The sequence below is a fragment of the Streptomyces sp. XY431 genome (assembly GCF_001279805.1).
In the GTDB taxonomy this organism is placed as follows: Bacteria; Actinomycetota; Actinomycetes; order Streptomycetales; family Streptomycetaceae; genus Kitasatospora; species Kitasatospora purpeofusca.
Window position 1 is genome coordinate 39,819 of the sequence record NZ_LGDO01000093.1, and the last position, 24,410, is coordinate 64,228.

A 24,410-nucleotide genomic window follows, 5' to 3' on the forward strand; every position below is an offset into this window, starting at 1 on the left:
CCCCTCGGCGCCCGGCCTGCCCCCGCAGGCCGGGCGCCGAGGGCTTCACGTCGTGTCCCCGTGCTCCGCCCCCGGCAGCAACCGCCGGTAGGCGACGCCGAGTTCGGCGATCCCGCGGGCCAGCCCCTCGCAGCCGACCGTGGCGTAGCTGAGGACCAGCGCCGGCGGACGACCGGTGTCGGTGAGGGTGTGGAAGCGCCCGCCGCGGATCAGCACCGAGCGGCCGCGGGCCGAGCGGATCAGGGCGTCCTCGTCCACGGCGGGCGGCAGTTCGAGGTACGCCTGGAGGCCGCCGTCCCCGCCGAGCACCCGGGTGCCGGGCAGCTGCCGGGCGACCTCCCGCCGGACGACCTCCCGGCGGCCGGCGAACTCCGCGCGCAGGCGCCGCTGGTGGCGGTCGAGGCCGCCGCTGTCGATGAAGCGGGCGAAGGCGAGCTGTTCCAGGCCCGAGCAGCCGATGTCCCAGCCCGCGCGGACATGCTCCAGTGAGGCCATCAGCTCGGACGGCGCGGCGAGCCAGCCCAGCCGCAGCGCGGGGGCGAGGACCTTGCTGGCGCTGCCCGCGTAGACGACCCGGTCCGGCGCCAGGCTCTGCAGGGCCGACGGCTGGCCGGAGCGGCTCCGGTAGGCGTTGTCGTAGTCGTCCTCGATGACATAGCCGTCGACCGCCCGGGCCCAGGCGATCAGCTGTTCCCGGCGGGCCCGGCTCAGGCACGCGCCGGTGGGGAACTGGTGGCCGGGGGTGGTCAGGACGGCGCGGGCGCCGGACTGTTCGAGCAGGTCGACGCGGATGCCCTCGGCGTCGACCGGGATGCCGACCGGCCGGATCCGGGCGCTCGCGATGAACTCCCGTTCGCCGGGGTGTCCCGGGTCCTCCACGGCCAGGGTCCGGTGCCCCCGGTCGCGGAGGACCCGGCAGAGCAGGGCGAGGCCCTGGGCGAAGCCCGAGGTGACCATGAGGTCCTCGGAGCGGGTGCGCACCCCGCGGACCCGGCCGAGGTAGCCCGCCAGGATGTGACGGGTCAACGGGACCCCGGCGGGCGGGGAGTAACTGAGTTCGCGGTGGCCGGCGGCGCCCAGCGCGACGGTGACGCAGCGGATCCACTCCTGGCGCGGGAAGGCGAGCAGGTTGGAGGTGCCGGTCCGCAGGTCCCAGGCGGCCTCGCCGCCGTCGCCGTCCACCGGGGCGGAGGCGGAGGTGGCGGCCGCGGCGGTGAGCGCGGAGGACACCGGGGCCAGGCCGCCGCCGTCCTCGGCGACCGAGGTGCCCGAGCCGCGCCGGGTCACCAGGTAGCCCTCGGCGTTGAGTTGTTCGTACGCCTCCACCACCACACTGCGCGAGACGCCCAGGTCGGTGGCGAGCTGGCGGCTGGAGGGTAATCGCGTTCCGCCACGGAGGGTCCCGTCCTCGACCAGGCGACGTACCGCGTCACGCACTTGCAGGGCGAGTGGGACGCGTGAGCCGCGATCGACGTCGAGGGCCAGATGCCAGGCCAAGTGGCCTCCTGTGCAGAGGGTGAAGTGGTATGGACCGAGCATTGTCACATTTGATGGACTCGTCCCGCACAGGCAACCGCCGCGTGGGAACACGCGAGGGGCCCGGGGCCCGTCGCGGGGGCGGCAGGGCCGTCGACCGGGCGCCGTCGGGTGGCCGAGTGGACGGAAGTGGCACCAACAGATGTCCGGGAATTGGCCGCAGTCGGACGCGGCCCGGCTCCCTATCGTCGGTCAGGTCATCAACCCAGCTCGGACGCGAAGGACTCACCTCATGGACCGGACCAGCGCCCTGAAGGTCATCGTCGACGAAAGCCTTCTGGCGCGGGTGCCCGGCTACGTCCTCGGACTGATCGCCGTCCCGGTGGTCGACGTCGCGGCGGCCGCGGCGGAGGTCGACGACCTCCTCACCGCCGCCGAGGACGCCGTCCACGGGCTCTCCCTGGGCAAGGCGGAGGTCTCCGCCCTGCCCCCGATCGCCGCCTGGCGGGACGCGTACCGCAGCGTCGACGTCAACCCCAACCGCTTCCCCTGCGCGGCGGAATCGGTGCTGCGGCGGGTGGCCAAGGGCGACCGGCTGCCGCGGATCAACGCCCTGGTGAACCTCTGCAACGCCGTCTCGCTCGACAGCCGGCTGCCGGTCGCCTCCTGCGACGTCGGCGACATCACCGGGGAGCTGGCCGTCCGGCTGGCCCACGGCGGCGAGACCTACCTGCCGCTGGGCGCGCCGGAGGCACCGGAGCACCCGGAGCCGGGCGAGGTCGTCTACGCGGACGCCCAGGGCCGCGCGCACTCGCGGCGGTGGAACTGGCGGCAGAGCGAGGTGATCAGGACCGACGTCGGCCGACGCCGGCTGCTGCTCACCGTCGAGGCGGTGCACGAGGGCGGCCGCGCGGACGTGGAGCGGGCGCTCGACCGCCTCGCCGCCGCGCTCGACGCGCTCGGGGCGGTGCGTCAGCGGCCCGTCGTGCTGGACGCGGCCGAGTCCGGGGCCGAGCTGTTCGTCTCGGACCAGGACGCGCCGGACCAGGACGCGCCGGACCAGGACGCGCCGGGGCAGAACGTGCCGGAGCAGTCGGCAGCGGAGTCGGCGGCCGAGTCGTCCGTCGTCGCGGGTTGATCGTCGTGGGAGCCGGCCCCGGTGCCGGACCGACCGCTACCTCCAGGAGAACCCGATGAAGCCCGCGATTCTGATCGTCTACCGCCCCGCCGCCGGCCGCTACCTCGCGCAGTTCCGCAGCGTGGTCGAGGTCGCCACCGAACTCGGCCACCACCCCGTCGTCCTGGTGCCCACCGGTGAGATCCCGCCCGAGGTCGAGGGCCTGACGGTGCGGGAGGCCGACCTGGACTCCACGCCCGCCTTCCGGGCCGCCGTGGACGGCATCGCCGCCGAGCACCGGCTGGTCCGGATCTTCCCGCTGTTCGAGGGCGACGTCCTGCCCGCCGCCCGGGCCCGCCGGGACCACGGCATCCCCGGACTGACGCCCGATCAGGCGCTCAACTTCCGCGACAAGAACGTGATGCACCGCCGCGCCGAGGAGCTGGGCGTCAGGGTCGCCCGCTCCTGCCGCCCCGACACCCTGGGCGCGGTCGAGGAGTTCGCCGCGCAGACCGGCTACCCGCTGGTGATCAAGCCGTACGCGGGCTGGGCCTGCGGCAGCACCTACCGGGTCGACGGTCCCGAGCGGCTGGCCGAGGTGTGGGAGGAGATGGGCGACGACCGGCACGAGTACCGGGTCGAGGAGTTCGTCCGCGGCACCGAGTTCCATGTGGACGCGCTGCTCCAGGACGGCGAGGTCGTCTTCGAGCAGCTGTCCCGCTACACCTACTCGGTGCTGGAGTACCGGGACGAGCCGGGCGGCACCATCTCCCGCAAGCACGACCTCAGCAAGCACGAGCAGCGGATCCTGGAGCTCAACGCCACGGTGCTGCGCGGTTTCGGGATGCGCACCGGCGTCGCGCACGTCGAGTTCTTCCTGGACGACGACGGCGAGGCGGTGTTCGGCGAGGCGGGCGCCCGGGCCGGCGGCGGCTCGATCGTCCCGGCGATCCAGGCCGGGCGCGGCATCAACCTGGCCGGCGAGTGGGCCCGGCTCGAACTCGACCCGGACCACCGCACCGAGGCCCGGCTCGGCCCGGAGATCGGCACCGAGTACCTGTCCTCGGGCAAGTACGGCCGGATCACCGGAATCAGCTCGCCCGGGGACCTCAACGCGCTCGACGGCGTCCTGGACGCGGACGTCTGGAAGAACGTCGGCGACGTGCTGGCCCCGCCGGTCGCCTCCAACGACGTGCTCGGCTGGTACGTCTGCGAGGGCAGCGACTACGACGACGTGCTGGCGCGGTTCCGCACCGTCCGCCAGGCCTTCCTGGTCGAGACCGAGTCGGCGGTCTGACCGGGATGGCCACGAGCACCGGAGAAGGGGCCGCCGCCGCCCCGAAGGCCTGGACGGCCAGGTTCAAGGAATTACCGCTCCCGCTGCGGGTGCTGTTCGTGACGTCCTTCGTCAACCGCGCGGGCATGTTCGTCTTCCCGCTGCTCGCCGTCTACCTGGTGCGCAGCAAGGGCCTCGGCACGGCCGAGGCGGGCCTGCTGATCTCGGTCGGCTCGACCGGCCTGCTGGTGGGCTCGCTGCTCAGCGGGCCGGTGTGCGACCTGCGCGGCCGCCGGGACGCCCTGGTCGCCGCCCTGGTGCTCAACGCGGTCGGCTACCTCGGCCTCGGCACCCTGGACGGCGCGCCGTGGACGTACGCCCTGCTGCTGTTCGTCGCCCTGGTGGGGATGGGCATGTTCGGCCCGGCGGCCAACACCCTGATCGCCGACCTGGCGACCCCCGAGCAGCGGCCGTTCTCGTACACGGTCAGCTACATCGGCAACAACCTGGGCATGGGCATCGGCCCGCTGCTGGGCGGGGTCGCGGCCGCGTACTCGTACCACGTGATGTTCGCGGGCAACATCGTCGTCGGGCTGCTGTGCGCGGTCGTGATCCGGATCTGGGTGCCCCGGGACACCAAGTCCGGCACCGCGGCGCCCAAGGCGGCCGGTGGTGGCAGGCTCCGGCTCGGCGGTGTCCACGGCCATGTGCTGTGGATGGTGCTCGCCTCGTTCTTCTACGTGGCGCCGCTGATCGGGCTGGAGTACGCGCTGCCGCTGGCCGTGACCACCGAGCTGAACGCCTCGGCCGGGCTGGTCGGCGTGGTGTACACGGTGAACAGCGTCGTGGTGGTGGGCCTCGGGCTCCAGCTGGAGAAGCGGATCGCCAGCTACCCGATCCGCACCCTGCTGCTGGTGGCCGGGGTGCTCTGGGCGCTGGGCCTGGCCGTGCTCGACTTCGGCTTCTCGCTCGCGGCGGTGCTGGCGTCCACCGTGGTGTGGACGCTCGGCGAGATCATCGCCTCCGTGGTGGTGCCCACCTACATCGCCGACCACGTCGACGAGCACCGGGTCGGCCGCTTCATGGCGCTCAACGGCTTCGTGCTGGGACTGGCCCGGCTGGTGGTGCCGTTCGGCCTCGGGCTGATCTGGCAGAACCACGGCGCGCGTCCGGTGCTGCACACCATGCTGATCACGCCGCTGGTCGGCATCGCGGTGTTCGCGGTGCTCCGCATCCGGTCCTCGGCCGTGAGCGCGCCGGCCGCCTCGGCTCCCGCTTCAGCTCCGACTTCAGCTCCCAGTTCAGCTTCAGCTTCCGCTTCCGTCGAAGCCGGACCCGGACCGGCCGATGCCGTCCGCTCCGGTGCCTGAACCGTGTGACCGTCCGATCGACCGCCGTATCCATGCATTCCGGGAGGGCCCGATGATCACCAAGTTCTTGCTGCCCGAGGACCGAATCCCCACCACCTGGTACAACGTGCTGGCGGATCTGCCGAAGCCGGTGCCGCCGATGCTGCACCCCGGGACGAGGGAGCCGCTCACCCCGGCCGACCTGGCGCCGCTGTTCCCCGAGTCGCTGATCGCCCAGGAGTTCAGCACCGAGGCCGAGATCGACATCCCCGGCGCGGTGATCGACGTCTACCGCCAGTGGCGGCCCAGCCCGCTGGTCCGGGCCCACCGGCTGGAGCGCTCGCTCGACACCCCGGCGCGGATCTACTTCAAGTACGAGGGCGTCAGCCCGGCCGGCAGCCACAAGCCCAACACGGCCGTGCCGCAGGCGTACTACAACAAGCAGGCCGGTGTGGAGAAGCTCACCACCGAGACCGGCGCCGGCCAGTGGGGCAGCTCGCTCGCGATGGCCTCCGCCTACTTCGGCCTCGAGTGCGAGGTCTTCATGGTCAAGGTGAGCCACCAGCAGAAGCCCTACCGCCGGGCCCTGATGGAGACCTTCGGGGCGACGGTGCACGCCAGCCCCAGTGTGCTCACCGACGCCGGTCGGGCCGCCCTCGCCGCCGACCCCGACGCCAGCGGCAGCCTGGGCCTGGCCATCTCCGAGGCCGTGGAGGCCGCGGTCAAGAGCGGCGGCCGGGCCAAGTACGCGCTCGGCTCGGTGCTCAACCACGTGCTGACGCATCAGACGGTGATCGGCCAGGAGGCGCTGCTCCAGATGGAGTTGGCGGAGGACTACCCGGACATCGTGATCGGCGCGGCGGGCGGCGGCTCCAACTTCGGCGGCCTGGTCCTGCCGTTCCTGCGCGAGCAGCTGCGCGGCGGCCGCTCGGTGCGGGCGCTCGCCGTCGAGCCGGCCTCGTGCCCGACCCTCACCCAGGGCCGCTACGAGTACGACTTCGGCGACACCGCGGGCCTGACCCCGCTCACCATGATGCACACCCTCGGCCACGACTTCGTGCCGCCGAGCATCCACGCGGGCGGGCTGCGCTACCACGGCATGGCGCCCATCATCAGCGCCCTGAAGGACCTCGACCTGCTCGAGGCCCGGGCCGTCCCGCAGACCGCCTGTTTCGAGGCCGGCGTCCTGTTCGCCCGCAACGAGGGCATCGTCCCGGCCCCGGAGTCCACCCACGCGGTGCGGGCGGCCATCGACGAGGCGCTGGCCTGCAAGGAGAGCGGCGAGGCCCGCACCATCCTGTTCACGCTGTCCGGCCACGGGCACTTCGACATGCAGGCCTACACCGACTACTTCGCCGGCAAGCTCAAGGACTGACCGGAGCGCCGCAGGCCGACGGGAGCGCCGCACCGCTGACAGGGGCGCTCCTCGAAGGCCGGCCGAGGCGTTCAAGGGCTCAGGGGCTTCAAGGGCTGCAAGGCTCAAGGGGCTTGAGGGGCTTGAGGGGCTTGAGGGGCTTGAGGGGCTGACGAGAAAGCTCAAGGACTGACGAGTACTGAGCGGTGACAGGCGGGCGAACAGCCGGACGGGCCCTCGCACCACGGGCCCGTCCGGCCGCCCGCCCGCGTAGGGGCAGACTACGAGGGGGGAACCACGTGCAAGGAACAACTCCGACTCCGATCGTGCTCGGGATCTGCGGCTCCGAGCGACCGGGCGGCAACACCGACCTCGCGTTGGAGTACGCCGGCCGCCTGGTCCGGGAACGGGGCGCCGAGTTCCGGACCGTTCACCTGCGCGAGCACCGGATCTCGCCGTGCAGCCCGTGCGGCGACTGCAACCAGCGGACCACACCCTGCGAACTCCGCGACGACATGCCCGCGATCGTCGAGCAGATGAAGCAGGCGGACGCCATCGTCTACGCGACCCCGGTGCACGGCTTCGGCCCCGCCCATCTGATGCAGATCTTCATCGAACGGGCCGGCGTCGGCTTCCTGCGCTTCGACCGCCCTCTGGCCAACAAGGTGGGCGGCATCATCGTCGTCTCGCGCCGGTACAGCGACGCCGCGGTGCACAGCCAGTTGGTCGACAACCTGCTGCTCAACCGCATGATCCTGGTCGGCAGCGGCTTTCCGGCGCTGCTGCGCAACACCTCTCCGCAGCCGCAGCTCCAGGACGCCGAGGGCCTGGAGGCGCTGGAGCGGATGCTCCACCGCATGATCGACATGTCCCAGCTGCTCCGCCGCCACCAGACGGCCGACGGTCGGCCCGTCCTGCCGCTCGACGACCGCAACGAGCGCGTGTCCCGCGCCCCGCGCGTCGTCCTGCCGGGGCAGCGGACCTCCTCGGAGAAACAGGCCAGCTGAACCGCCGCCGATCCACCGATACCCCATTTCCGACGTGTTGTTGAGGAGTGCCATGTCCACCGAGACCGAGACCGGCGACCAGCACGGCAGCCAGACCGGGGACCCCGTCCTGGTCGGCGTCGACTTCGACCTGATCCCCTGGGAGAAGTGGCAGAAGCCGGGCGCCGAGGGCCGGGTGAAGCTCGCCTACACCCAGGGCCTGCGGGTCCGTCTGATGGAGCTGCCCGCCGGCTTCGACGAGCACGAGTGGTGCCTTCGCGGCCACCAGGGCTATGTGCTGCAGGGCGAGTTCACCATCCACTTCGAGGACCGTTCGGTGCCGTGCCGCCCCGGCATGGGCTTCGTGATCCCGGACGGCGAGAAGCACCGTTCGCAGGGCGCCGAGGGCGAGCCGACCGTCGTGTACGTCGTCGACAAGGTGGTGCCGACCGCATGAGCGCCGACCGTACGGCGACCGACCCGTCGTCGCCCGCGATCGATCCCCGGATCGAGGAACTGCGGCTCTCCGTCGACGCGCTGGACCGGCGGATCGTCGCGCTGCTGGCGGAGCGCACCGCCGTGGTGCGGGAGCTGACCGGTTTCAAGCGGGACGAGGAGACGGTCCGCTCCCCGGGCCGGGTCGAGCAGGTCGTCGCCAAGGTCCGGGGCCTGGCGGACGAGCACGGCATGCCGCCGGGGATCGCCGAGGCCACCTACCGCACGCTGATCGACGAGCTGACCCGGATGCAGATGGTGCTCCTGGACGAGCGCCGGGCCGCCGCGGCCGCCGCGGCCGGGGCCGCCGCCGGGGAAGGGCCATGAGCCGTCGGCACCCGGCCGACCTGCGGGCGGCGCTGGCCGCGCTGGACCTGATGCCAGGAGAACTGGTCCGGGTCCGGGAGGAGGTCCCGGCCCGGTTCGGGGTCTCCTCCCGCTACGCCCGGTGGGCCGGCGCCCCGGCGGCGCCGCCCACCGGCCCCGGCCCGGCCGTCCTGTTCGAGCAGGTGACGCCGTCCGGCGGCGCGGCCGGGAACGGCGGGGGCGGGCACGGCGGGGCCGGGGACGGCAGGAGCGGGCACGGCGGGGCCGAGGGCGGCGAGGAGCCCGAGGCCAGTGCCGTGCTGATGGGCCTGTACGGGACCAGGCGCCGGGCCGCCGCCCTGCTCGGCGCCACCCCCGCCGAGCTGGCCCACCGGCTGCTGGACGCGGTGGCCGCCCCGCTGCCGCCGGTGCCCGCCGCCGACCCCGACCGGTGGGCCCGCAGCGACCGGAAGCCGGACCTGACCACCCTGCCCGTCCCGGTGCTCACCGACGAGGACGCCGGCCCGTACCTCACCCTCGGCGCCGTCCTGGCCACCGATCCGGCCACCGGCGTGCGCAACCTGTCGATCCACCGGATGTGCGTCCAGGGCCCCGACCTGCTCACCATCTGGATGGTGCCGGGGCGGGACCTCGAACAGGCCCACCGCAACTCGCTAGCCGCCGGACGGCCGCTGCCGGTGGCGATCCACCTCGGCCTCGGCCCCGCCGTGCTGCTCGCCTCCTGCTGCCCCACCTCGCTCGTCCCGACCGGGACGGACGAACTGGCGGTGGCCGGGGCACTCGCGGGCGCACCGGTGGAACTGCTGCCCTGCCGCACGGTGGACGCCGAGTACATCGCCCACGCCGAGTACGTGCTGGAGGGCGAACTGCTGCCGGACACCATGCCGGAGAACCCCAGGGGCACCGCCGCCACCCCGGAGTTCCTCGGCTACCAGGGCACCGCGCACCCGGCCCTGCCGACCGTCCGGATCACCGGGATCACCGCCCGCCGCGGCCCGATCCTCCAGGCGGTCTCCGGTCCGGGCCACGAGCAGTCCGTCCTGCTCGGCTTCGGGATGGAGGCGGCCGTGCTGGCCGTGCTGCGCCGCCGCGGCGCCCCCGTCCGGGCGGTGCACTGCCACACCGCCGGCGGGGGACAGCTGATGGTCGTGCTCCAGTGGGAGGCCAAGCGCTCGGCCGAGGACGACGCGCTGGTGCGGGAGGCCTCCCAGGCCGTCCTGGAGGAGTTCCGGATGGCCAAGCTGGTGCTGTCCGTGGACGAGGACGTGGACCTGGAGTCGGACCAGGACCTGTGGTGGGCGATGGTCACCCGGTGGCAGGCGGACCGGGACCTGCTGGTCCTGCCGGACCGGGAGGGCTTCCCGCTCGACCCGACCCAGTCGGTCGCCTACTCGCCGGCGCTGTCGGCGGACGGCCGCACCGCGAAGGCGGTGTTCGACTGCACCGTGCCGTACGCGCAGCGGCGCCGCTTCCGCCGGGCCCGGTTCACCGACGCCCCCGGCTCCGGCTAGCGGCCGTGGCCTCCCGGACCGCCGTGGCTTCACGGACCGCCGCGGCCAGCAGCGCCGTGCCCTCGGCGATCCGGGTGCCCGGCAGGGCGGCGTAGCCCATCAGGAAGGTCGGTTCGGCCGGCGGCTCCCGCACGAAGTACCCCGAGGCGGGGTAGACCCGCACACCGAGCGCCGCGGCCCGGCGGACGATCTCGTCCTCGCCGACGCCGCGCGCGCCGGTGAGGGCGACCAGGACGTGCAGGCCGGCGGCCGCCCCGGAGATCCGCACCTCGGCGCCGAAGTGCGTGTAGAGGCCGTCCAGCAGCGAGCGGCGGCGCTCCCGGTACAGCCGGGTCATCCGGCTGACGTGCCGGGCGTAGGCGCCGGTGGCGACGAAGTGCGCCAGCGCCTCCTGGGTGACCGTCGGGGTCAGCCGGTCGGTGATCCACTTGATGCCGAGGAACGGCCGCACCAGCCGCTGCGGCACGATCGCGTAGCCGATCCGCAGCGCCGGGAAGAGCGTCTTGCTGAAGCTGCCGACGTAGACCACCGTGCCCTGGTGCCGGGCGGCGGCCAGGGCCGGCAGCCGCTCGGCGGCGAAGGTGAACTCGTTGTGGTAGTCGTCCTCCAGCACGGTCGCCCCGCGCCGTTCCGCCCAGGCCAGCAGGGCCCGCCGCCGGGCCTCGGACATGATGAACCCGGTCGGGAACTGGTGCGAGGGCGTCACATAGACCAGCCGCACCCGCTCCGGGTCCTGGCCGTGCGCCCGGACGTGGGCGTCGATGTCCGCGACCCGCAGCCCCTCCTCGTCCACCGGCACCGGCACCACGGTGCCGGAGGCGGAGCCGAAGACCTGGCGCAGCACGGTGTGGCTCGGGTCCTCGATCACCACCACGTCGCCCGGACCGACCAGCAGCCGGGCCAGGATGTCCAGTGCCTGGGTGGCCCCGCTGGTCACCAGGATGCTGTCGGGCGAGGCGTCCAGCGCCCGGCTCTGCCGGACCAGCGTGGCGATCTGCGCCCGCAGCGCGGCGGAGCCCTCGGCCGGCCCGTACCCGAGCGCGGCGACGTCCGCCCGCGCGTACGCCTCGTGCACGGACTGCCGCCAGCGCGACACCGGGAAGTTGGCCAGCGCCGGGGTGCCGTGCCGGAAGTCCAGTGCCGCACCGGCCTGTTGCATCGGCGGCGGCTCCCACGGCTGCCACAGCGTGTCCCCGCCGTCGGTGGCGAGCGGTGGCTGCGGCGCGAGCGCCGTCCGCGCCGGACCCGGCGCGGCGCCCTCCCCGGCGGCCCGCTCGGCCACCCTGGTCCCCGATCCCCGGCGGGCCGTCAACAGTCCGTTGGCGGTCAGCAGTTCGTACGCCCGCAGGATCACCGTGCGCGACACCCCGAGCTGAGCCGCCAGCTCCCGGGACGCCGGCACCGCCTCCCCGGCCCGCAACCGCCCCGACCTGACCAGCCCGGCGATCCCGTCGCACACCTGCTGCTGCAAGGGCGTCGCACTGCCCCGGTCCAGCACGATCAGCAGCTCCGACGATCCCACGCCTCTCCCTCCGGCCCCGTTTTCCCGAAGTGTCGCATGCACGACACCCCGTGGGGTGGCCGGTCGCCGGCCCGCCCGCCCCGCGTGCCGTCCCGGACCATCGGCCGGCGGAGGGGACGGGAACCGAACTCCCGCGGGGTACCGGCCGGCCCGGCGGAGGGCGACCGAGGAGGACGGCGGTGAGCGAGGATGAGCGGTGAGCGGCAGTCCGGCCCGCCGGGCCGGGACCGGTGGTCGGAGGGGCAGGGCGAACGCCTGCTGGGGGAGCTGCTCGATCAGTCCCAAGAGCTGCCGCCCCAGCTGATCGTCCTGATCGAGTGGCGCTGAGGTCCCGCGCACCGGCCACGGCTACCGTCGCCCGCCAGGTCGGTGGGGCGGGGGCGGAGTACCGTGGGGGTAGCTCGCTTCCCCGGGCGTAGCGCCCGCTCGGGCGAACAGGAAAGGCGGGGCGGAGAGATGTCCGTCTACGTGAAACTCTCGGCCGAGGCCCGGGCGCCGGCGGAGCCCTCGAAGGGGCCGCTGGACCTGCAGTACGAGGACGGCGCGGACGGCGTCACCTTCGAGTACGACCTGCATCCGAGCGGTGCGCTGCGCGTCCTGCGGGTCTACGAGGACACCCCGTACCGGATCGAGGTCTGCTTCGGCCCCGGGGCGTGGCTCCAGGTCGTGGGCAGCTATCTGCGGAGCGGCGCCGAGTACTGACGGCACCGTCACCGGCTGCTCAGTTGCCCGACTGCCCGACTGCCCGACTGCCCGGCGATCCCGGCACTGGAGGCGGAGGTACCGGATGCCCCACTACCGATGGGTCCTGGAGACGCAGGACGACGGCGGCCACTGGTCCCGGCAGGACGACACCGCGCTGCCGGATCCACTGGAGTACGACGGGCCTCCCCAACGGGCGGCCAACCACCTCCGGGACGTGTTCGTACGCACGCTCTCCCGGCCCGCGCCCGGCCCCCTGGCGATCAGGATCCGCCTCTGGGACGGTGCCGACATCGCCGGCCGGCCCGAGGCCGAGGCCGAGTGGTCACGCGAGTGACACCCGGCCCGCGGCCGGAGCGGACGGCGTCCCGTCGGCCGTGCGGGCACGGTTCAGCTACGCGGGCACGGTTCAGCTACGCGGGCACCGTTCGGCTACGCGGGCACCGGCCAGGAGGCGGCCCGGCCGCGGGCGACGTCCGCCCGCCTGGCCGCCGCACCGTCGCCGTCGGAGGGAGCGACGGCCGACGGCAGGAAGTCGGAACGGGATCCCGGCCCCCGGGCTCCGCCGCCCGTCCCCACGGCGAGCAGACCGCTCGCGCTCGTGGTGTTCGCGGGACCGGCGGCCTCGGCCATCAGCCGGGCGGCATCGACGGCGTCCGTCTCCGGCGGGACGACCAGCAGGTTCAGTCGGCGCGGGGCGTACGAGAACACCGCGATCGTGTGCTCGTCCTGCTCGGTGGTGAACCAGCCCGCGTGGACGGTGTGTCCGGCGACCGGGATCCGCCGGGGGATGACGGGCCACTGCGCGGGGTTCAGGGTGATCCGGGTGATCCGGCCCCACCGCTCGTCGATGTCGGCGGCCAGGGCGGGGAGTTCGCGGAGAAGGTCACGCGAGCGGGGCCACCAGGCTCCGTCCAGACGGCCGGGCCGCACGCCGCCGGGCGTGAGGGAGAGCCGTGCGGGGGGAACCGGGGCGGTGGGCGTCGTCGCACGATCGAGCATCGTGGTCATGATCAAGGGCCTGTCCCCGGGCCCGGCCGAGGAGGCCGGGTCCGGCATCGCGGTGCGCCGGAGACGACGCCAGTGTCCGGTGCCGGCATGCGAAGTGCCTTCGGTAATGCCGAGGTTACTCCTGGTTCGGCCCGGACCCGGCATGGTCGCGGTGGTCGGTTCCCGGCGCCCGGCGTCGGAGCCGACCGCTGTTCGGTCGACTGTCGTTGACTGCCGTTCAGCCGAGCAGGAGTTCCGCGGCCGGGGTGTGGTTCCCGGTCGCCGAGGCGCCGGCCATCGCGGAGGAGGCCGTCACCGGGCTGGTGCCGGGCGGCACCACCAGCAGGAGGAAGTGGTCCTGGAAGCCGCGGGTGACGCTGATCGTCGCATCGCTGCCGGTGAACCAGTTGATCCTGATCGTCAGGCCGTTCGCGGCGACGGAGCGGGGCACGCCGTCCCAGGCCGAGATGTCGAGGCCGACCCGGACGATGCGTCCGAAGTGGGCGCCGAGCGCGGTGATCAGGTCCGGCAGTTCGGCGGCGATGTGGTTCGAACGGGGCCACCAGGCGCCGTCGAAGACTCCGTCTCGGGACATCGTCGGTTCCAGCAGCAGGCGGGGCAGCAGCGGAACACCGGGCACCGCCCACGGCCCGACGGAGGCGGGGAGGGGGATCGGCATCATCGGAGGCCGCCCGTCCGGTCCACGAGGGACCCGTCATGACCCAGGGCGACGTCGACGCTGATGCCGGTGTGCGGAATGTCCTCGGCTGTCCTCCAACGGTACTCCGCGGCGGCCCGCTCCGGCCGTTTCCTCCGGCCGGTCCGCTCCGCTCCGGCCGCCCCGGCCCGCCCGCCCCGCCCCGGCCCGCCCGCCGCCGGAGTAGGGTCGTAGACATCCAGGGCATCACGCATTCCGGTACATGTGCCGGCTTCGTTCTGGGTGAAGGACGATCCGGCGGCCCCTCGACGGGCCACCGGAGACGGGAACGGTGATCACCGTGACCACCCAAGCCCCGCAGTCGGAACGGCCCGGCCACGGCCTCACGGTCGCCGACGCCATGGACCTCTGCGACTACCAGATAGCCGACGACAGCACCGTCGACCAGGCCAACGACATCCTCCACAGCGCCGATATCGAGTACCTACTCGTCCGCGGCCACGACGGCCGGTGCGAGGGGCTGGTCACCCGCATCGGGCTCCACCCCTTCCTGGCCCGCTCCTGGTACACCGAGCGCACCGCGATCAGCGCGACCACCCACCAGCGCGGCCCGTTCGCCTGGCCGACGATGGGCCTGGCGCTGGCCGCGATCGCGATGCGGATCAAGCACCTGGCGGTCTGGCCCGTCGTCGACGAGGACGGCTACATCCTCGGCGTCCTCACCGCGGACCGCGCCACCGGCCTCCTCGCCACCGGTCCCCTCACCACCGGTCCCCTCGCCACCGTTCCCCTCGCCACCGCGCCGACCCTGTGAGTGGGCTGCATCTAGGACGGAATCCGTCCTAGACGGCCCCTACTGTCTCTCCCGAAGGCAGTGACCGGAACGGTGATGGGGAGGGATCCGCCATGATTCTTGTGATCGGCGCGACCGCGCACTTCGGGCGGCAGACGGTGGAGGCGCTGGCGGGCGCCGGGCGGAAGGTCCGGGCCCTGTCGCGGACCCCCGAGAAGGCCGGACTGCCCGAGGGCGTGGAGGTGGTGCGCGGGGACCTGGCCCGGCCGGAGACGCTCGACGCCGCGCTGGACGGCGTCACCGAGCTGTTCCTGGTGCTGCCCTACGGCATGGACGTCCGGCCGCTGCTCGGCCGGGTGCGGCAGGCGGGGGTGCGGCAGATCGTGTTCCTGTCCTCGGGCGCCGTCGTCGACGGCGCGGACCCGCAGCCCGATGTGATCGCCGCCTACCACGCGCGGGTGGAGCAGGAGATCACGGCGACGGGCATCGACCGGACCTTCCTGCGGTTGTTCTTCCCGGCGATCAACTCGCTTGCCTGGGCGATGCAGTTGCAGGGCGGCGACGTCCTCCGCGGCCCGCACGCCGCGGCCGCCGCCTCGGTGGTGCACGAGCGCGACGTCGCCGACGCGGCCGCCGCCGTCCTCGGCAGCCCCGAGCACTTCGGCCGGGTCTACGAGCTGACCGGCCCGCAGTCGCTCACCCAGACCGAACAGGTCGAGACGCTCGGCCGGGCCCTCGGCCGCGCGCTGCGCTTCGAGGAGGTGCCCGCGCCGGCCGTGCGACAGCAGCTCAGCCAGTTCATGGACGCCGACTTCGTGGCCGCCCTGCTGGACCTGATGGCCGACACGGCCGGCAAGCCGGCCCCGGTGAACGACACCGTCGAGTCCCTGACCGGCCACCCGGCCCGCCCCTACACCCAGTGGGTCACGGACAACCTGGCGTCCTTCCGCTGACCAACCCGCCCCGACGAAACGCGGAAGGCCCCGACCGGAACCCGGCCGGGGCCTTCGTGCTGCCATGGCCGGCGGAGGCGGGGGATACGGGATTCGAACTCGTGAGGGGTTGCCCCCCACATGCTTCCCAACTGTCCGTCCGGCCGTTCGGTGGCGGTTGCAGGCGTGCTGGTCGACCCGGTGCCGCGGTCCTCCCCGACCGTCGGGGACTCAGGGCACCAGGCCACCGTCGGAGGCCGACACGACTCCCGACTCGTAGGCCGCGATCACCAGTTGGGCACGGTCGCGGGCGGCCAGCTTGGTGAGGAGGCGGCCGATGTGGGTCTTCACGGTGCCCATGCTGAGGTGCAGACGCGCCGTGATCTCGTGGTTCGACAGGCCCCTCGCGATCAGCTCCAGGACTTGGTGCTCCCGCTCTGTCACCCCCGCAAGCACGGCCGGGCCGTGACCCGGGCCCGTGCCGCGAACCGGGCCCGGGCGGTGGGCGAACTCCTCGTACTCCCACTGCGGTAGCTCGTCCCCGCCGAGAACGCGCGTCGCCAGGCGCCCTCGGAGCCGGTGCTGTCGATCGGGGCCACGCGTGGACAGGGGGCATTGCGGAGGGCTTCGAAACAACGACGAGTGTTCCCCGGCGCCTCCGTGCAGAGGTCGCCCCACCCCTTGGCAGCTTCGTTGGTGGCGAATCGCAGCCGCCACTCGTCACCGACCGGTGGTGGCGGGACGTCGTCTCCGCGCTTGGGGCTCACGGGACGGGTACCTCGCCGTGGTCATCGCCGGTGAGCGGCCCGGTGAGCTGGGCGCTCAGCGTGGGGTCAGCCAGGATCCTGGCGGTGGCCCGCCACTCGACGATCACGCGGTGAAGATTGGCGTGGACGTCCAGTTCCACCACGTCGCGGGTGGCGTTCATGAGGTCGACGACGAACTCGCGCGCCTCCTCGGCCGACAAGTGCCGGGTCCACGGGAAGACCTCGGGGAGGGCGAGGAGGACCGCGCGAGCACCCTCGTCGCTGGTGATCAGGGCCGCGAAAAGCCGCGCGGTGACGTCAGCGGTCTCCTCGCGCTCGCGGTCGTGACGTTCGGTGGTCAGGTACAGGTCCTCGCCGTCACGACGAGTGACGTGGACGCGCTGTGCTTGCTCGACGGTGTCCGCGACACGCTTCGAGTTCTTCGAGAGATCGGAGAACGACACGGTGAGAGTGGACATGCGGCCATGCTACTTCGGAACACGTTCCGAAGTCAATGGAAAGGACTGCGTCCCGGAGGCCGGAGCCCAGGGCGGCCGATCGGGCTGGAGGTCCTGCGTGGGGTCGCATTGAACGGGGGTGGACGCCGGGGCGATGCCTCCGCTCTCCAGTCGGAATTACGGAGAGTGTCGACGCTTCTCGCAACCTTCGGGGATGTTGACTTCCGGAGGACTCCCGAAGGCTTCTCGCAGCGCGCCCTCCCTGCAAGTGTGAAGTTCACGGCTTGCTTCTTGTGTCGGTCGACCGCAGGGGTGCGTTCGTGGCAAGTCCATAAAGATGCAGCTCATCCTCACTCTTCTGATCGGTGGCCTGTGTTTCCCTTGCAGGCTGCTGCAGTGGGGAGTCTTGCGCACTTCAGTGCGCATTTGGTGACCTAATGGTCGGTCATCTAGCTTTGCTCCACAGGGCAGCCGACCGATGACGGGGAGAGTGACTGCGTTGAGTGACAAGAGTAGTGACGGGAGACTCGTCTCCCGAGCCAAGATCGCAGAGCTGGCCGGTGTCGGGGCCTCTGCGGTCACGAACTGGCAGAACCGCTATCCGGACTTTCCGCAGGAGCTGAGGGTCGGCCACAAGCGACTGTTCCGGCTCGCTGACATCGTGCGATGGCTTGACGCCCGGTCTGTGCCCAAGTCGGCACGGAGGGAGGAGGAGCCCTCAGGGGTTACCTACGGTGACAGGGTCCGAGCCTTGTCCGGGCAGTCCGAGGGAGTTCCCGTGGCTGGACAGGCCGCTGGGTTCGCCGTGCCTTCACCGGGTGCCGAGCAGCAGCGGTCGCGGTCCCGGCGGGTTCTGGCGGAGTTGCTGAAGCCTCAGATGGTGGAAATGTGGGGCGCGCCGTCGCTGACGGCCTATCTGCCCTTGCCGATGTGCCTGATCTTTCTGAGGTGGGGAGCACACAAGGACTGGGCGGCCCTGGAGGACCGGGCCGACGCACACCTGGCGCTGACACCCAAGGTCTTCCTCAGCGAGGTGGGGGAGCGAACCGATCGCTTGCTGAAGGGCTGTGGGGTGGCGCCGGCCATGCGGTTTGCGCTGCAGGGTCTTGAGCCCCTACCCGCTGCTGGAGTACCGCAGTTGATGGCCTCGGTGGCTGGACTGGACCGGGATGCCTTCCGGGATCTGCTCGATGCGCATGCCGACATCATGCGTATGGACAGTCGTAGCGCCTTCACACCTAGAACGGTGGTGGCCCTGCTGAGCGAGCTGGTTGCCCCGGAGGGTGTGTCGGGCCGGATCCACGATCCCTATCCGCGTGGCGGTGAACTGCTGTCGGCCATGGTGGCGGCCAGCGGCGATGGTTCGGTGTCGGCAGTGACGGCCGGAAAGCCGGACGAGGCGACGCTGCGCCTGACCGCGATGAACTTGATGCTCCACGGTGTGACGCCACGGGTGGGCACCCATGACATCGCACCATGGCCCGAGCCGGCGGAGCGACGGCGGGAACCGGTGGACCTGGTTCTGGCCAATCCGCCGTTCAACGCCGAATCGGGCCGGATGGCGGCCGGAGGCTGGCGATATGGGCCCCCGCCGCCGTCCAACGCCAACTTCGCCTGGATCCAGCACATCCTCTCCACCCTCGGGCCCGGCGGACGAGCTGCGGTGATCATGGCGGACAACGCTGCCGTATCCGACCAGCCGAGGGAGCGTGCGATCCGGCAGGCCTTGGTCGAGGACGGGGTCGTCGACGGCATCCTCGCCCTTCCCCCGCATCTCTTCACCGGTACCGCGGTGTCGGCCTGCATCTGGTTCCTGTCGGCACCGTCGCAGCGTACCGAGGTGCACTTCATCAATGCCCGCGAGTTGGGTGAGTTGGTCACTCGGACCCGCCGAGAGCTGAGCACCGATGATGTACGGCTCCTGGGGCAGATCCACCGATCGCTGCGTGACGGGAACCCGATGCCCGACGAAGCGCGTGCGCTCGGTCGATCGGTCTCCGTGGAGGAGATCGAGGAGCGTGGTTACTCGCTGAGCCCTGTCGACTACGTCAGCCTCGGTGCGTACGTAGCGGCGACACCCGCGCAGGTGGAATCCGCCCGTCGGAAACTCGACGATGCCTTGGATCTGGCGGGATCCCTGGACGAGGAAGCGCGGCGGTGCTGGGAGCGGGCAGCGCCCGGCCGCAGTCCGGAACCCAGTGCGGGTGGTCGACGGAACGTGCTCCTGCAGGATCTGTGCAAGGTGCAGCCCGGGCCGTCACCCTCCTTGCTGAACCCCGGGATGTACTCCGAGGACGGCCCTGTTCGTGTGGTGCTGCCCAAGCACCTGCGAAACCGGCGGATCCACGGCAGCGAGGACACCAGGATCTCGGCACGCGACGCGCAGCAGCTCGAACGGTTCCTGTTGAGCGAGGGCGACATCCTTTGCACGCGTACCGGGACGGTCGGACCCGTGGCACTGGTGGGAGCGGAGGGCGCCGGCAGCCTCTACAACGGAAATCTCCTTCGGCTGCACGGCTTCGAGCCCGGCGTGGACCCGCGTTTCGTTCTGGCATACCTCTCCCTTCCGGGAACCCAGGCGTGGATCAAGGACCGGGCGGCGATGTCGACCGTTGACTCGATCAAGACCAGCGCGATGAGGCAGCTCCCGGTATCGCTGCCGCCGTACGAGGAGCAGCACCGCATCGGAGAGCTTCTGCGTGTGCTCGACGACCAGGTCGCAGCCCACGAGCAGGTGGCTGCCGCAGCCGATGCCGCCAGGGGCGAGCTCTCAACGCTCCTGATGGACATCGCGGCGATGCCGACCGCCCACCAGCCCGATGCCGGACTCGTCCCTTACATCGACCGCACCACAGAAGAGGAAGCCGAAGATGAGTAGCCTGCCCGTCGTCACGCGAGTTCCGTGGCTGCTTGTCTCCGCGCTTGCCTCCGTGATCATCGCCTTGCTGGCCTTCATGCTGAAGCGGAGCGCCGGCACGGATCGGCACAGTGCTGTCATCACCGCTGGCGCGGCCTTCGCCAGCTGCATGCTGCTCTGCCTCGCGGTCCTCTCCGCCGCCGTGAGCGGTTGAACCGGACACCGGAAACGACGAAGGCCCGGACCGCTGAGCGGTCCGGGCCTTCTGCCGGCGGAGGATACGAGATTCGAACTCGTGAGGGGTTGCCCCCAACACGCTTTCCAAGCGTGCGCCCTAGGCCTCTAGGCGAATCCTCCGTGGGAGAGCTTAGTACATGTTCAGGGGTGGTCGCGACCACGTATCTCGCAGGTAGGGGGTGGGGGTGGCCTGCGGATGGTGGGACGGGGTGGTGGTGGAGGGGTGGGCCCGGGATCCGGTAGTGTTGGGGCCAGCCCCTCGTGTGGCGCTATCTCTCTGAACTCCCCCAGGGCCGGAAGGCAGCAAGGGTAGGAGGGCTCTGGTGGGTGCACGAGGGGTCTTTGCGTTCCCGGGGGTCGGTGGGGCGTGGGGGGTCGAGGGGCGACGCGTTTGTCGGTCCGTCCCGATATCGTCGGGGGTGTGTCCCTAGCCCTGTACCGCCGCTACCGCCCGGAGACCTTCGCGGAGGTCATCGGGCAGGATCACGTGACCGCTCCGCTCCAGCAGGCCCTGCGCAACAACAGGGTCAATCACGCGTACTTGTTCAGCGGCCCGCGCGGCTGCGGCAAGACGACGAGTGCCCGCATCCTGGCCCGCTGTCTGAACTGTGAGCAGGGGCCGACGCCCACGCCGTGCGGTGAGTGCCAGTCCTGCACGGACCTTGCCACGGGCGGGCCCGGGTCGATCGACGTGATCGAGATCGACGCGGCCTCGCACGGTGGTGTGGACGACGCGCGCGACCTCCGGGAGCGGGCGTTCTTCGCGCCGGTGCACAGCCGGTACAAGATCTTCATCCTGGACGAGGCGCACATGGTGACCTCGGCCGGCTTCAACGCGCTGCTGAAGGTGGTGGAGGAACCGCCGGAGCACCTGAAGTTCATCTTCGCCACCACCGAGCCGGAGAAGGTGATCGGGACGATCCGGTCCCGGACCCACCACTACCCGTTCCGGCTGGTGCCGCCCGGCACGCTGCGCGACTACCTGGCGGAGGTGTGCGGCCGGGAGGGGATCCAGGTCGAGGACTCCGTGTTCCCGCTGGTGGTGCGGTCGGGCGCGGGCTCCGTGCGTGACTCGATGTCCGTGATGGACCAGCTGCTGGCCGGCGCCGCCGAGGGCGGTGTGACGTACGGGATGGCCACTTCGCTGCTCGGGTACACGGACTCGGCGCTGCTGGACGAGGTGGTGGACGCGTTCGCCGCGCACGACGGGGCGACGGTGTTCCAGGTCATCGACCGGGTGGTCGAGGGCGGTCACGACCCGCGCCGGTTCGTCGCGGACCTGCTGGAGCGGCTGCGTGACCTGGTGATCCTCGCCACAGTGCCGGACGCGGGGGAGAAGGGGCTGATCGACGCCCCGGCCGACCGGATCGCGGTGATGCAGGCCCAGGCGGACGCGTTCGGGGCGGCGGAGCTGAGCCGGGCGGCGGACCTCGTCAACACCGGGCTGACGGAGATGCGTGGCAATGCGGCGCCCCGGCTCCAGCTGGAGCTGATCTGTGCCCGGGTGATGCTGCCGGGCGCGTACAGCGACGAGCTGTCGTTGCAGGCGCGGCTGGACAAGCTGGAGCGGCGTGCCGCGAGCGGTGGGTTCGCCGTGGCCGGCGGTCCGGTGCTGACGGCGCCGATGGCGGCGGCGCCGACGGTGCCGATGGCTCAGACGGTGCAGGCGCCGACGGTGGTGCCGGCAGTGTCCGAGGTGCCGCAGGTAGCGCCGCCGGCGCCGGTGCAGCCGATGCCCGCACCCGCTCCTGCCCCCGCTCCCGCGCAGCCGGCCGGGCCGGCGCCCGGGGCGTGGCCGATCAAGCGGAGCTTCCCGCCCGCCGGGGAGGCGCCCGCGGCGGAGGCCCCGGCCCCCGTGGCCGCGCCCGCCCCGGCGCAGCCTGCTCCCGCACAGCCCGCTCCGGCCGTACCCGCCCCCGCCCCGGCTCCTGCCCCCGCTCCGGCGCCCGGCGGGCAGCCGTCGGCGGCGGCGCAGCAGGGCGCGGGCCAGGTCCGGCAGCTGTGGCCGCAGATCCTGGAGGCGGTGAAGAACCGGCGCCGGTTCACCTGGATCCTGCTCAGCCAGAACGGCCAGGTGGCCGGATTCGACGGCAGCGTGCTCCAGGTCTCGTTCATCAACGCGGGTGCCCGCGACAGTTTCGTGAGCAGCAACAGCGACGACGTGCTGCGGGCCGCGCTGGCGGACGCGCTCGGCGTGGACTGGCGGATCGAGTGCATCGTCGACCCGTCCGGTGGCACGGCCGGCCCCGGCGGCGGCTCCGGTGGGGTCGCCACCCCGAGTGGCAGTGGTGGCGGCGGGGGCGGCTGGGGTGCCCCACCGGCGCGTCCGGTCGCGCCCGCGCCCCAGATGGCGCCCGCCGCGCCGGCTCCCGCGGTCGCGCCCGCTCCGGCGCCCCGCCCGGCCGCCGCGCCGAACCCGGCGCCGGCCGCGCCGGTGCCGCCGCCCGTCCAGGCATCGCCGCCGCCGTCCCCGGCGTACCCGGCGCAGGGGGTGGCCCCGGAGGACGACGTGCCGGAGGAGGACGACCCCGATCTGAACGAGGACGTGTTCTCCGGCCAGGAGCTGATCATCCGCGAGCTGGGTGCCACGGTGCTGGAGGAGATCCGGCACGGTGGCAACTGAGCAGCACGTAGGCTCGTCGAGGACGTAGTAGGAGCGGACCGAACGCAAGGAGTGAGCCGTGTTTCCCGGTGGTGGCCAGCCCAACATGCAGGCGCTGCTCAAGCAGGCGCAGAAGATGCAGCAGGACCTCGCCCAGGCGCAGCAGGAGCTGGCCGAGGCCAAGGTGAGCGGTTCGGCGGGCGGCGGCCTGGTCGAGGCGACGGTGACCGGTTCCGGTGAGCTGGTGGCGCTGACCATCGCCCCGGCCGCCGTCGACCCGGAGGACACCGAGACGCTGGCCGACCTCGTCCTGGCGGCCGTCCGGGACGCCAACCAGGCCGCGCAGAAGATGCAGGCCGAGCGGATGGGCCCGCTGACCCAGGGCCTCGGCGGCGGGATCCCGGGTCTGCCGTTCTGACGGTGACGTTCCGCCGGTGACGTTCCGAGCTGCCGGTGACGTTCCGACGGTGACCGCCCGACGGTGACGGCCCGGCCGTGACAGCGGGTACGGGCCGGGCCACCGGAGCGTACGGGTCGGACGCTCGGGTCCGGAGTTCGGACAACGGACCTGTGTGATTAATGCGGGAGTCGGGCGTCGGGCGATGCGCCCGGCGTCCGATTCGTTGGATGATGGCACCGGAGCACCCCGCGCGGGTGCCACCGGTCCAACCCGAGGGAAGGCGCGACGTTGTACGAGGGCGTGGTTCAGGACCTGATCGACGAACTGGGCAGGCTGCCCGGCGTCGGGCCCAAGAGCGCGCAGCGGATCGCCTTCCACGTCCTGCAGGCCGACCCGGTCGACGTCCGCCGGCTGGCGCACGCGCTGCTGGAGGTCAAGGACAAGGTCCGGTTCTGCGCCGTCTGCGGCAATGTCGCGGAGGCCGAGCAGTGCCGGGTCTGCCTGGACCCGCGCCGCGACCTCGCGGTCATCTGCGTGGTCGAGGAACCCAAGGACGTCGTCGCCATCGAGCGCACCCGGGAGTTCCGCGGCCGCTACCACGTGCTGGGCGGCGCGATCAGCCCGATCGAGGGCGTCGGCCCGGACGATCTGCGGATCCGCGAGCTGCTGGCACGCCTCGCGGACGGCACCGTCACCGAGCTGATCCTGGCCACCGACCCCAATCTGGAGGGGGAGGCGACCGCCACCTACCTGGCCCGGCTCTGCAAGCCGATGGGCCTGAAGGTGACCCGCCTGGCGAGCGGCCTGCCCGTCGGCGGGGATCTGGAGTACGCGGACGAGGTCACACTCGGTCGCGCCTTCGAAGGGAGACGACTGCTCGATGTCTGACCGGACGATCAACCAGCAGCCCCACGCGCCCCATCAGGCCGGGCCGGAGGAGGAGCGGGACACCGCGCAGGTGCCCCGCCCTCCGCACACGCACGCCCACGGCTCGGAGCCGGACGACTTCGCGGTGCAGATCGCGGACTCGGTGGAGAGCTTCGTGCTCTCGGTGACCGAGGTCGCCAAGGGCGACGAGCCCGGCAGCGCCGTCTCCCTCCTCCTGCTGGAGGTCTCGCAGCTGCTGCTGGCCGGCGGCCGGCTGGGCGCCATCGAGGACGTCGTCCCCGAGGACCGGTTCGAGCCCGACGCCGGTCCGGAGCCGGACGGCGAGCAGCTGCGGGAGCGGCTGGCCGTGCTGCTCGCGCCGATCGACGTCTACCACGAGGTCTTCGACCCGTACGGGCCGCCGGAGAAGCCGAGCGCGTTCCGGATCTCGGACGACCTGGCCGGGGTGGTGAGCGAGCTGCAGCACGGGCTCACCCACTACCGCGAGGGCCGGGTCAGCGAGGCGCTCTGGTGGTGGCAGTTCTCGTACCTGTCCAACTGGGGCACCACCTGCACGGCCGTCCTGCGGGCGCTGCAGTCGCTGATCGCGCACGTCCGGCTGGACAGCCCGATCGGGGCGGCGCCGGACGGGGCGGACACCGACAACGACGGGCTCACCGACGAGCAGCTGGAGCAGCAGGCCGGTGACCTGATGGCGGCCGAGCTCGGCCTGGGTCACTAGGGCCCCCACCAGG

General features: G+C 72.3%; 25 protein-coding genes, 1 tRNA gene and 1 other RNA gene. 20 read left to right on the top strand and 7 right to left on the bottom strand.

The features are described from left to right. Positions 1-45: 45 nt before the first annotated feature. Positions 46-1,497 (bottom strand): MocR-like pyridoxine biosynthesis transcription factor PdxR, encoded by a 1,452-nt coding sequence (pdxR, locus tag ADK60_RS12685; RefSeq protein WP_053645704.1) that lies wholly within the window; start codon positions 1,495-1,497, stop codon positions 46-48. Between the two features lie 271 nt (positions 1,498-1,768). Between pdxR (ADK60_RS12685) and ADK60_RS12690 the strand changes: the two genes are divergently transcribed. The 8 genes from ADK60_RS12690 to ADK60_RS12725 all read left to right on the top strand — a co-directional run bounded on the left by ADK60_RS12690 (position 1,769) and on the right by ADK60_RS12725 (position 9,891). After that, on the top strand, positions 1,769-2,614 hold the full coding sequence (locus tag ADK60_RS12690; RefSeq protein WP_063783130.1) for a B3/B4 domain-containing protein: 846 nt from the start codon (positions 1,769-1,771) through the stop codon (positions 2,612-2,614). A gap of 55 nt (positions 2,615-2,669) precedes the next feature. Next, complete coding sequence (locus ADK60_RS12695; protein WP_045938722.1) at positions 2,670-3,890, top strand: ATP-grasp domain-containing protein; 1,221 nt, start codon at positions 2,670-2,672, stop codon at positions 3,888-3,890. A gap of 5 nt (positions 3,891-3,895) precedes the next feature. Next, on the top strand, positions 3,896-5,239 hold the full coding sequence (locus ADK60_RS12700) for an MFS transporter (RefSeq protein WP_063783131.1): 1,344 nt from the start codon (positions 3,896-3,898) through the stop codon (positions 5,237-5,239). 52 nt (positions 5,240-5,291) lie between these two features. Next, the gene (locus ADK60_RS12705) at positions 5,292-6,593 is read left to right on the top strand and encodes a TrpB-like pyridoxal phosphate-dependent enzyme (RefSeq protein ID WP_030392689.1); all 1,302 of its coding nucleotides are present in this window, start codon (positions 5,292-5,294) and stop codon (positions 6,591-6,593) included. Positions 6,594-6,898: 305 nt separating this feature from the next. Then, entirely contained in the window at positions 6,899-7,579 is a 681-nt protein-coding gene (locus ADK60_RS12710; RefSeq protein ID WP_233290067.1) for a flavodoxin family protein, read from the top strand. A gap of 52 nt (positions 7,580-7,631) precedes the next feature. Continuing rightward, positions 7,632-8,015 carry a cupin domain-containing protein gene (locus ADK60_RS12715; protein WP_045938720.1) on the top strand — a complete coding sequence of 128 codons (384 nt, stop codon included), beginning with the start codon at positions 7,632-7,634 and terminating at the stop codon, positions 8,013-8,015. Continuing rightward, a complete protein-coding gene (locus tag ADK60_RS12720) occupies positions 8,012-8,380 on the top strand; it encodes a chorismate mutase (protein ID WP_045938719.1) in 369 nt (122 codons plus the stop codon). Before ADK60_RS12715 ends, ADK60_RS12720 begins: the two co-directional genes overlap by 4 nt. Further along, a complete protein-coding gene (locus ADK60_RS12725) occupies positions 8,377-9,891 on the top strand; it encodes a UbiD family decarboxylase (RefSeq protein ID WP_053645706.1) in 1,515 nt (504 codons plus the stop codon). The genes ADK60_RS12720 and ADK60_RS12725 overlap by 4 nt, the downstream gene beginning before the upstream one ends. Here ADK60_RS12725 and pdxR (ADK60_RS12730) read toward each other — a convergent pair. After that, on the bottom strand, positions 9,866-11,413 hold the full coding sequence (gene pdxR, locus ADK60_RS12730; protein WP_053645708.1) for a MocR-like pyridoxine biosynthesis transcription factor PdxR: 1,548 nt from the start codon (positions 11,411-11,413) through the stop codon (positions 9,866-9,868). The genes ADK60_RS12725 and pdxR (ADK60_RS12730) overlap by 26 nt on opposite strands. A gap of 189 nt (positions 11,414-11,602) precedes the next feature. On the opposite strand from pdxR (ADK60_RS12730), the gene ADK60_RS44730 reads away from it, so the two are divergent. The 3 genes from ADK60_RS44730 (at position 11,603) to ADK60_RS12740 (ending at position 12,452) form a co-directional block, all read left to right on the top strand. Next, positions 11,603-11,740: a hypothetical protein gene (locus ADK60_RS44730; protein WP_159400407.1), complete on the top strand. Its 138-nt coding sequence runs from the start codon at positions 11,603-11,605 to the stop codon at positions 11,738-11,740. A 129-nt stretch (positions 11,741-11,869) separates the two neighbouring features. Beyond that, positions 11,870-12,115: a hypothetical protein gene (locus ADK60_RS12735; RefSeq protein ID WP_045938715.1), complete on the top strand. Its 246-nt coding sequence runs from the start codon at positions 11,870-11,872 to the stop codon at positions 12,113-12,115. 85 nt (positions 12,116-12,200) lie between these two features. Next, positions 12,201-12,452 carry a hypothetical protein gene (locus ADK60_RS12740; RefSeq protein ID WP_045938714.1) on the top strand — a complete coding sequence of 84 codons (252 nt, stop codon included), beginning with the start codon at positions 12,201-12,203 and terminating at the stop codon, positions 12,450-12,452. A gap of 95 nt (positions 12,453-12,547) precedes the next feature. Here ADK60_RS12740 and ADK60_RS12745 read toward each other — a convergent pair whose 3' ends face one another. Further along, a complete protein-coding gene (locus ADK60_RS12745; protein WP_159400408.1) occupies positions 12,548-13,117 on the bottom strand; it encodes a DUF5994 family protein in 570 nt (189 codons plus the stop codon). Between the two features lie 226 nt (positions 13,118-13,343). After that, positions 13,344-13,787 (bottom strand): DUF5994 family protein, encoded by a 444-nt coding sequence (locus ADK60_RS12750; RefSeq protein WP_053645712.1) that lies wholly within the window; start codon positions 13,785-13,787, stop codon positions 13,344-13,346. Positions 13,788-14,103: 316 nt separating this feature from the next. Between ADK60_RS12750 and ADK60_RS12760 the strand changes: the two genes are divergently transcribed. Together ADK60_RS12760 and ADK60_RS12765 are read left to right on the top strand one after the other, a co-directional pair. Further along, positions 14,104-14,577 carry a CBS domain-containing protein gene (locus ADK60_RS12760; RefSeq protein WP_159400410.1) on the top strand — a complete coding sequence of 158 codons (474 nt, stop codon included), beginning with the start codon at positions 14,104-14,106 and terminating at the stop codon, positions 14,575-14,577. A gap of 92 nt (positions 14,578-14,669) precedes the next feature. Beyond that, positions 14,670-15,509 (top strand): NmrA family NAD(P)-binding protein, encoded by an 840-nt coding sequence (locus ADK60_RS12765; RefSeq protein WP_053645718.1) that lies wholly within the window; start codon positions 14,670-14,672, stop codon positions 15,507-15,509. Positions 15,510-15,719: 210 nt separating this feature from the next. Here the strand turns inward: ADK60_RS12765 and ADK60_RS46445 are convergent, their stop codons facing one another. Together ADK60_RS46445 and ADK60_RS12775 are read right to left on the bottom strand one after the other, a co-directional pair. Next, entirely contained in the window at positions 15,720-15,932 is a 213-nt protein-coding gene (locus ADK60_RS46445) for a response regulator transcription factor (protein WP_502687420.1), read from the bottom strand. A 319-nt stretch (positions 15,933-16,251) separates the two neighbouring features. Further along, positions 16,252-16,713, bottom strand: coding sequence for a hypothetical protein (locus ADK60_RS12775; RefSeq protein WP_053645720.1), 462 nt, complete (start codon positions 16,711-16,713; stop codon positions 16,252-16,254). A 757-nt stretch (positions 16,714-17,470) separates the two neighbouring features. Here ADK60_RS12775 and ADK60_RS12780 point away from each other — a divergent pair. Together ADK60_RS12780 and ADK60_RS12785 are read left to right on the top strand one after the other, a co-directional pair. Further along, positions 17,471-19,570, top strand: a complete 2,100-nt coding sequence (locus ADK60_RS12780) for a type I restriction-modification system subunit M/S (protein ID WP_159400411.1) — start codon at positions 17,471-17,473, stop codon at positions 19,568-19,570. After that, entirely contained in the window at positions 19,563-19,763 is a 201-nt protein-coding gene (locus ADK60_RS12785) for a hypothetical protein (protein ID WP_053645724.1), read from the top strand. The genes ADK60_RS12780 and ADK60_RS12785 overlap by 8 nt, the downstream gene beginning before the upstream one ends. A 58-nt stretch (positions 19,764-19,821) precedes the next feature. Here ADK60_RS12785 and ADK60_RS12790 read toward each other — a convergent pair. Continuing rightward, positions 19,822-19,906 (bottom strand) — tRNA-Ser (locus ADK60_RS12790). A gap of 133 nt (positions 19,907-20,039) precedes the next feature. On the opposite strand from ADK60_RS12790, the gene ffs reads away from it, so the two are divergent. From ffs to ADK60_RS12810, 5 genes are all read left to right on the top strand, one after another. Further along, positions 20,040-20,130, top strand: an RNA gene (gene ffs, locus ADK60_RS41150) — signal recognition particle sRNA small type. A gap of 77 nt (positions 20,131-20,207) precedes the next feature. Next, entirely contained in the window at positions 20,208-22,409 is a 2,202-nt protein-coding gene (locus tag ADK60_RS12795; RefSeq protein ID WP_053645725.1) for a DNA polymerase III subunit gamma and tau, read from the top strand. Between the two features lie 58 nt (positions 22,410-22,467). Continuing rightward, on the top strand, positions 22,468-22,806 hold the full coding sequence (locus tag ADK60_RS12800; RefSeq protein WP_078879765.1) for a YbaB/EbfC family nucleoid-associated protein: 339 nt from the start codon (positions 22,468-22,470) through the stop codon (positions 22,804-22,806). A 270-nt stretch (positions 22,807-23,076) separates the two neighbouring features. Then, positions 23,077-23,676: a recombination mediator RecR gene (recR, locus tag ADK60_RS12805; RefSeq protein ID WP_030392621.1), complete on the top strand. Its 600-nt coding sequence runs from the start codon at positions 23,077-23,079 to the stop codon at positions 23,674-23,676. Then, positions 23,669-24,397: a DUF5063 domain-containing protein gene (locus ADK60_RS12810; RefSeq protein ID WP_234326101.1), complete on the top strand. Its 729-nt coding sequence runs from the start codon at positions 23,669-23,671 to the stop codon at positions 24,395-24,397. Before recR ends, ADK60_RS12810 begins: the two co-directional genes overlap by 8 nt. Positions 24,398-24,410 lie beyond the last annotated feature (13 nt).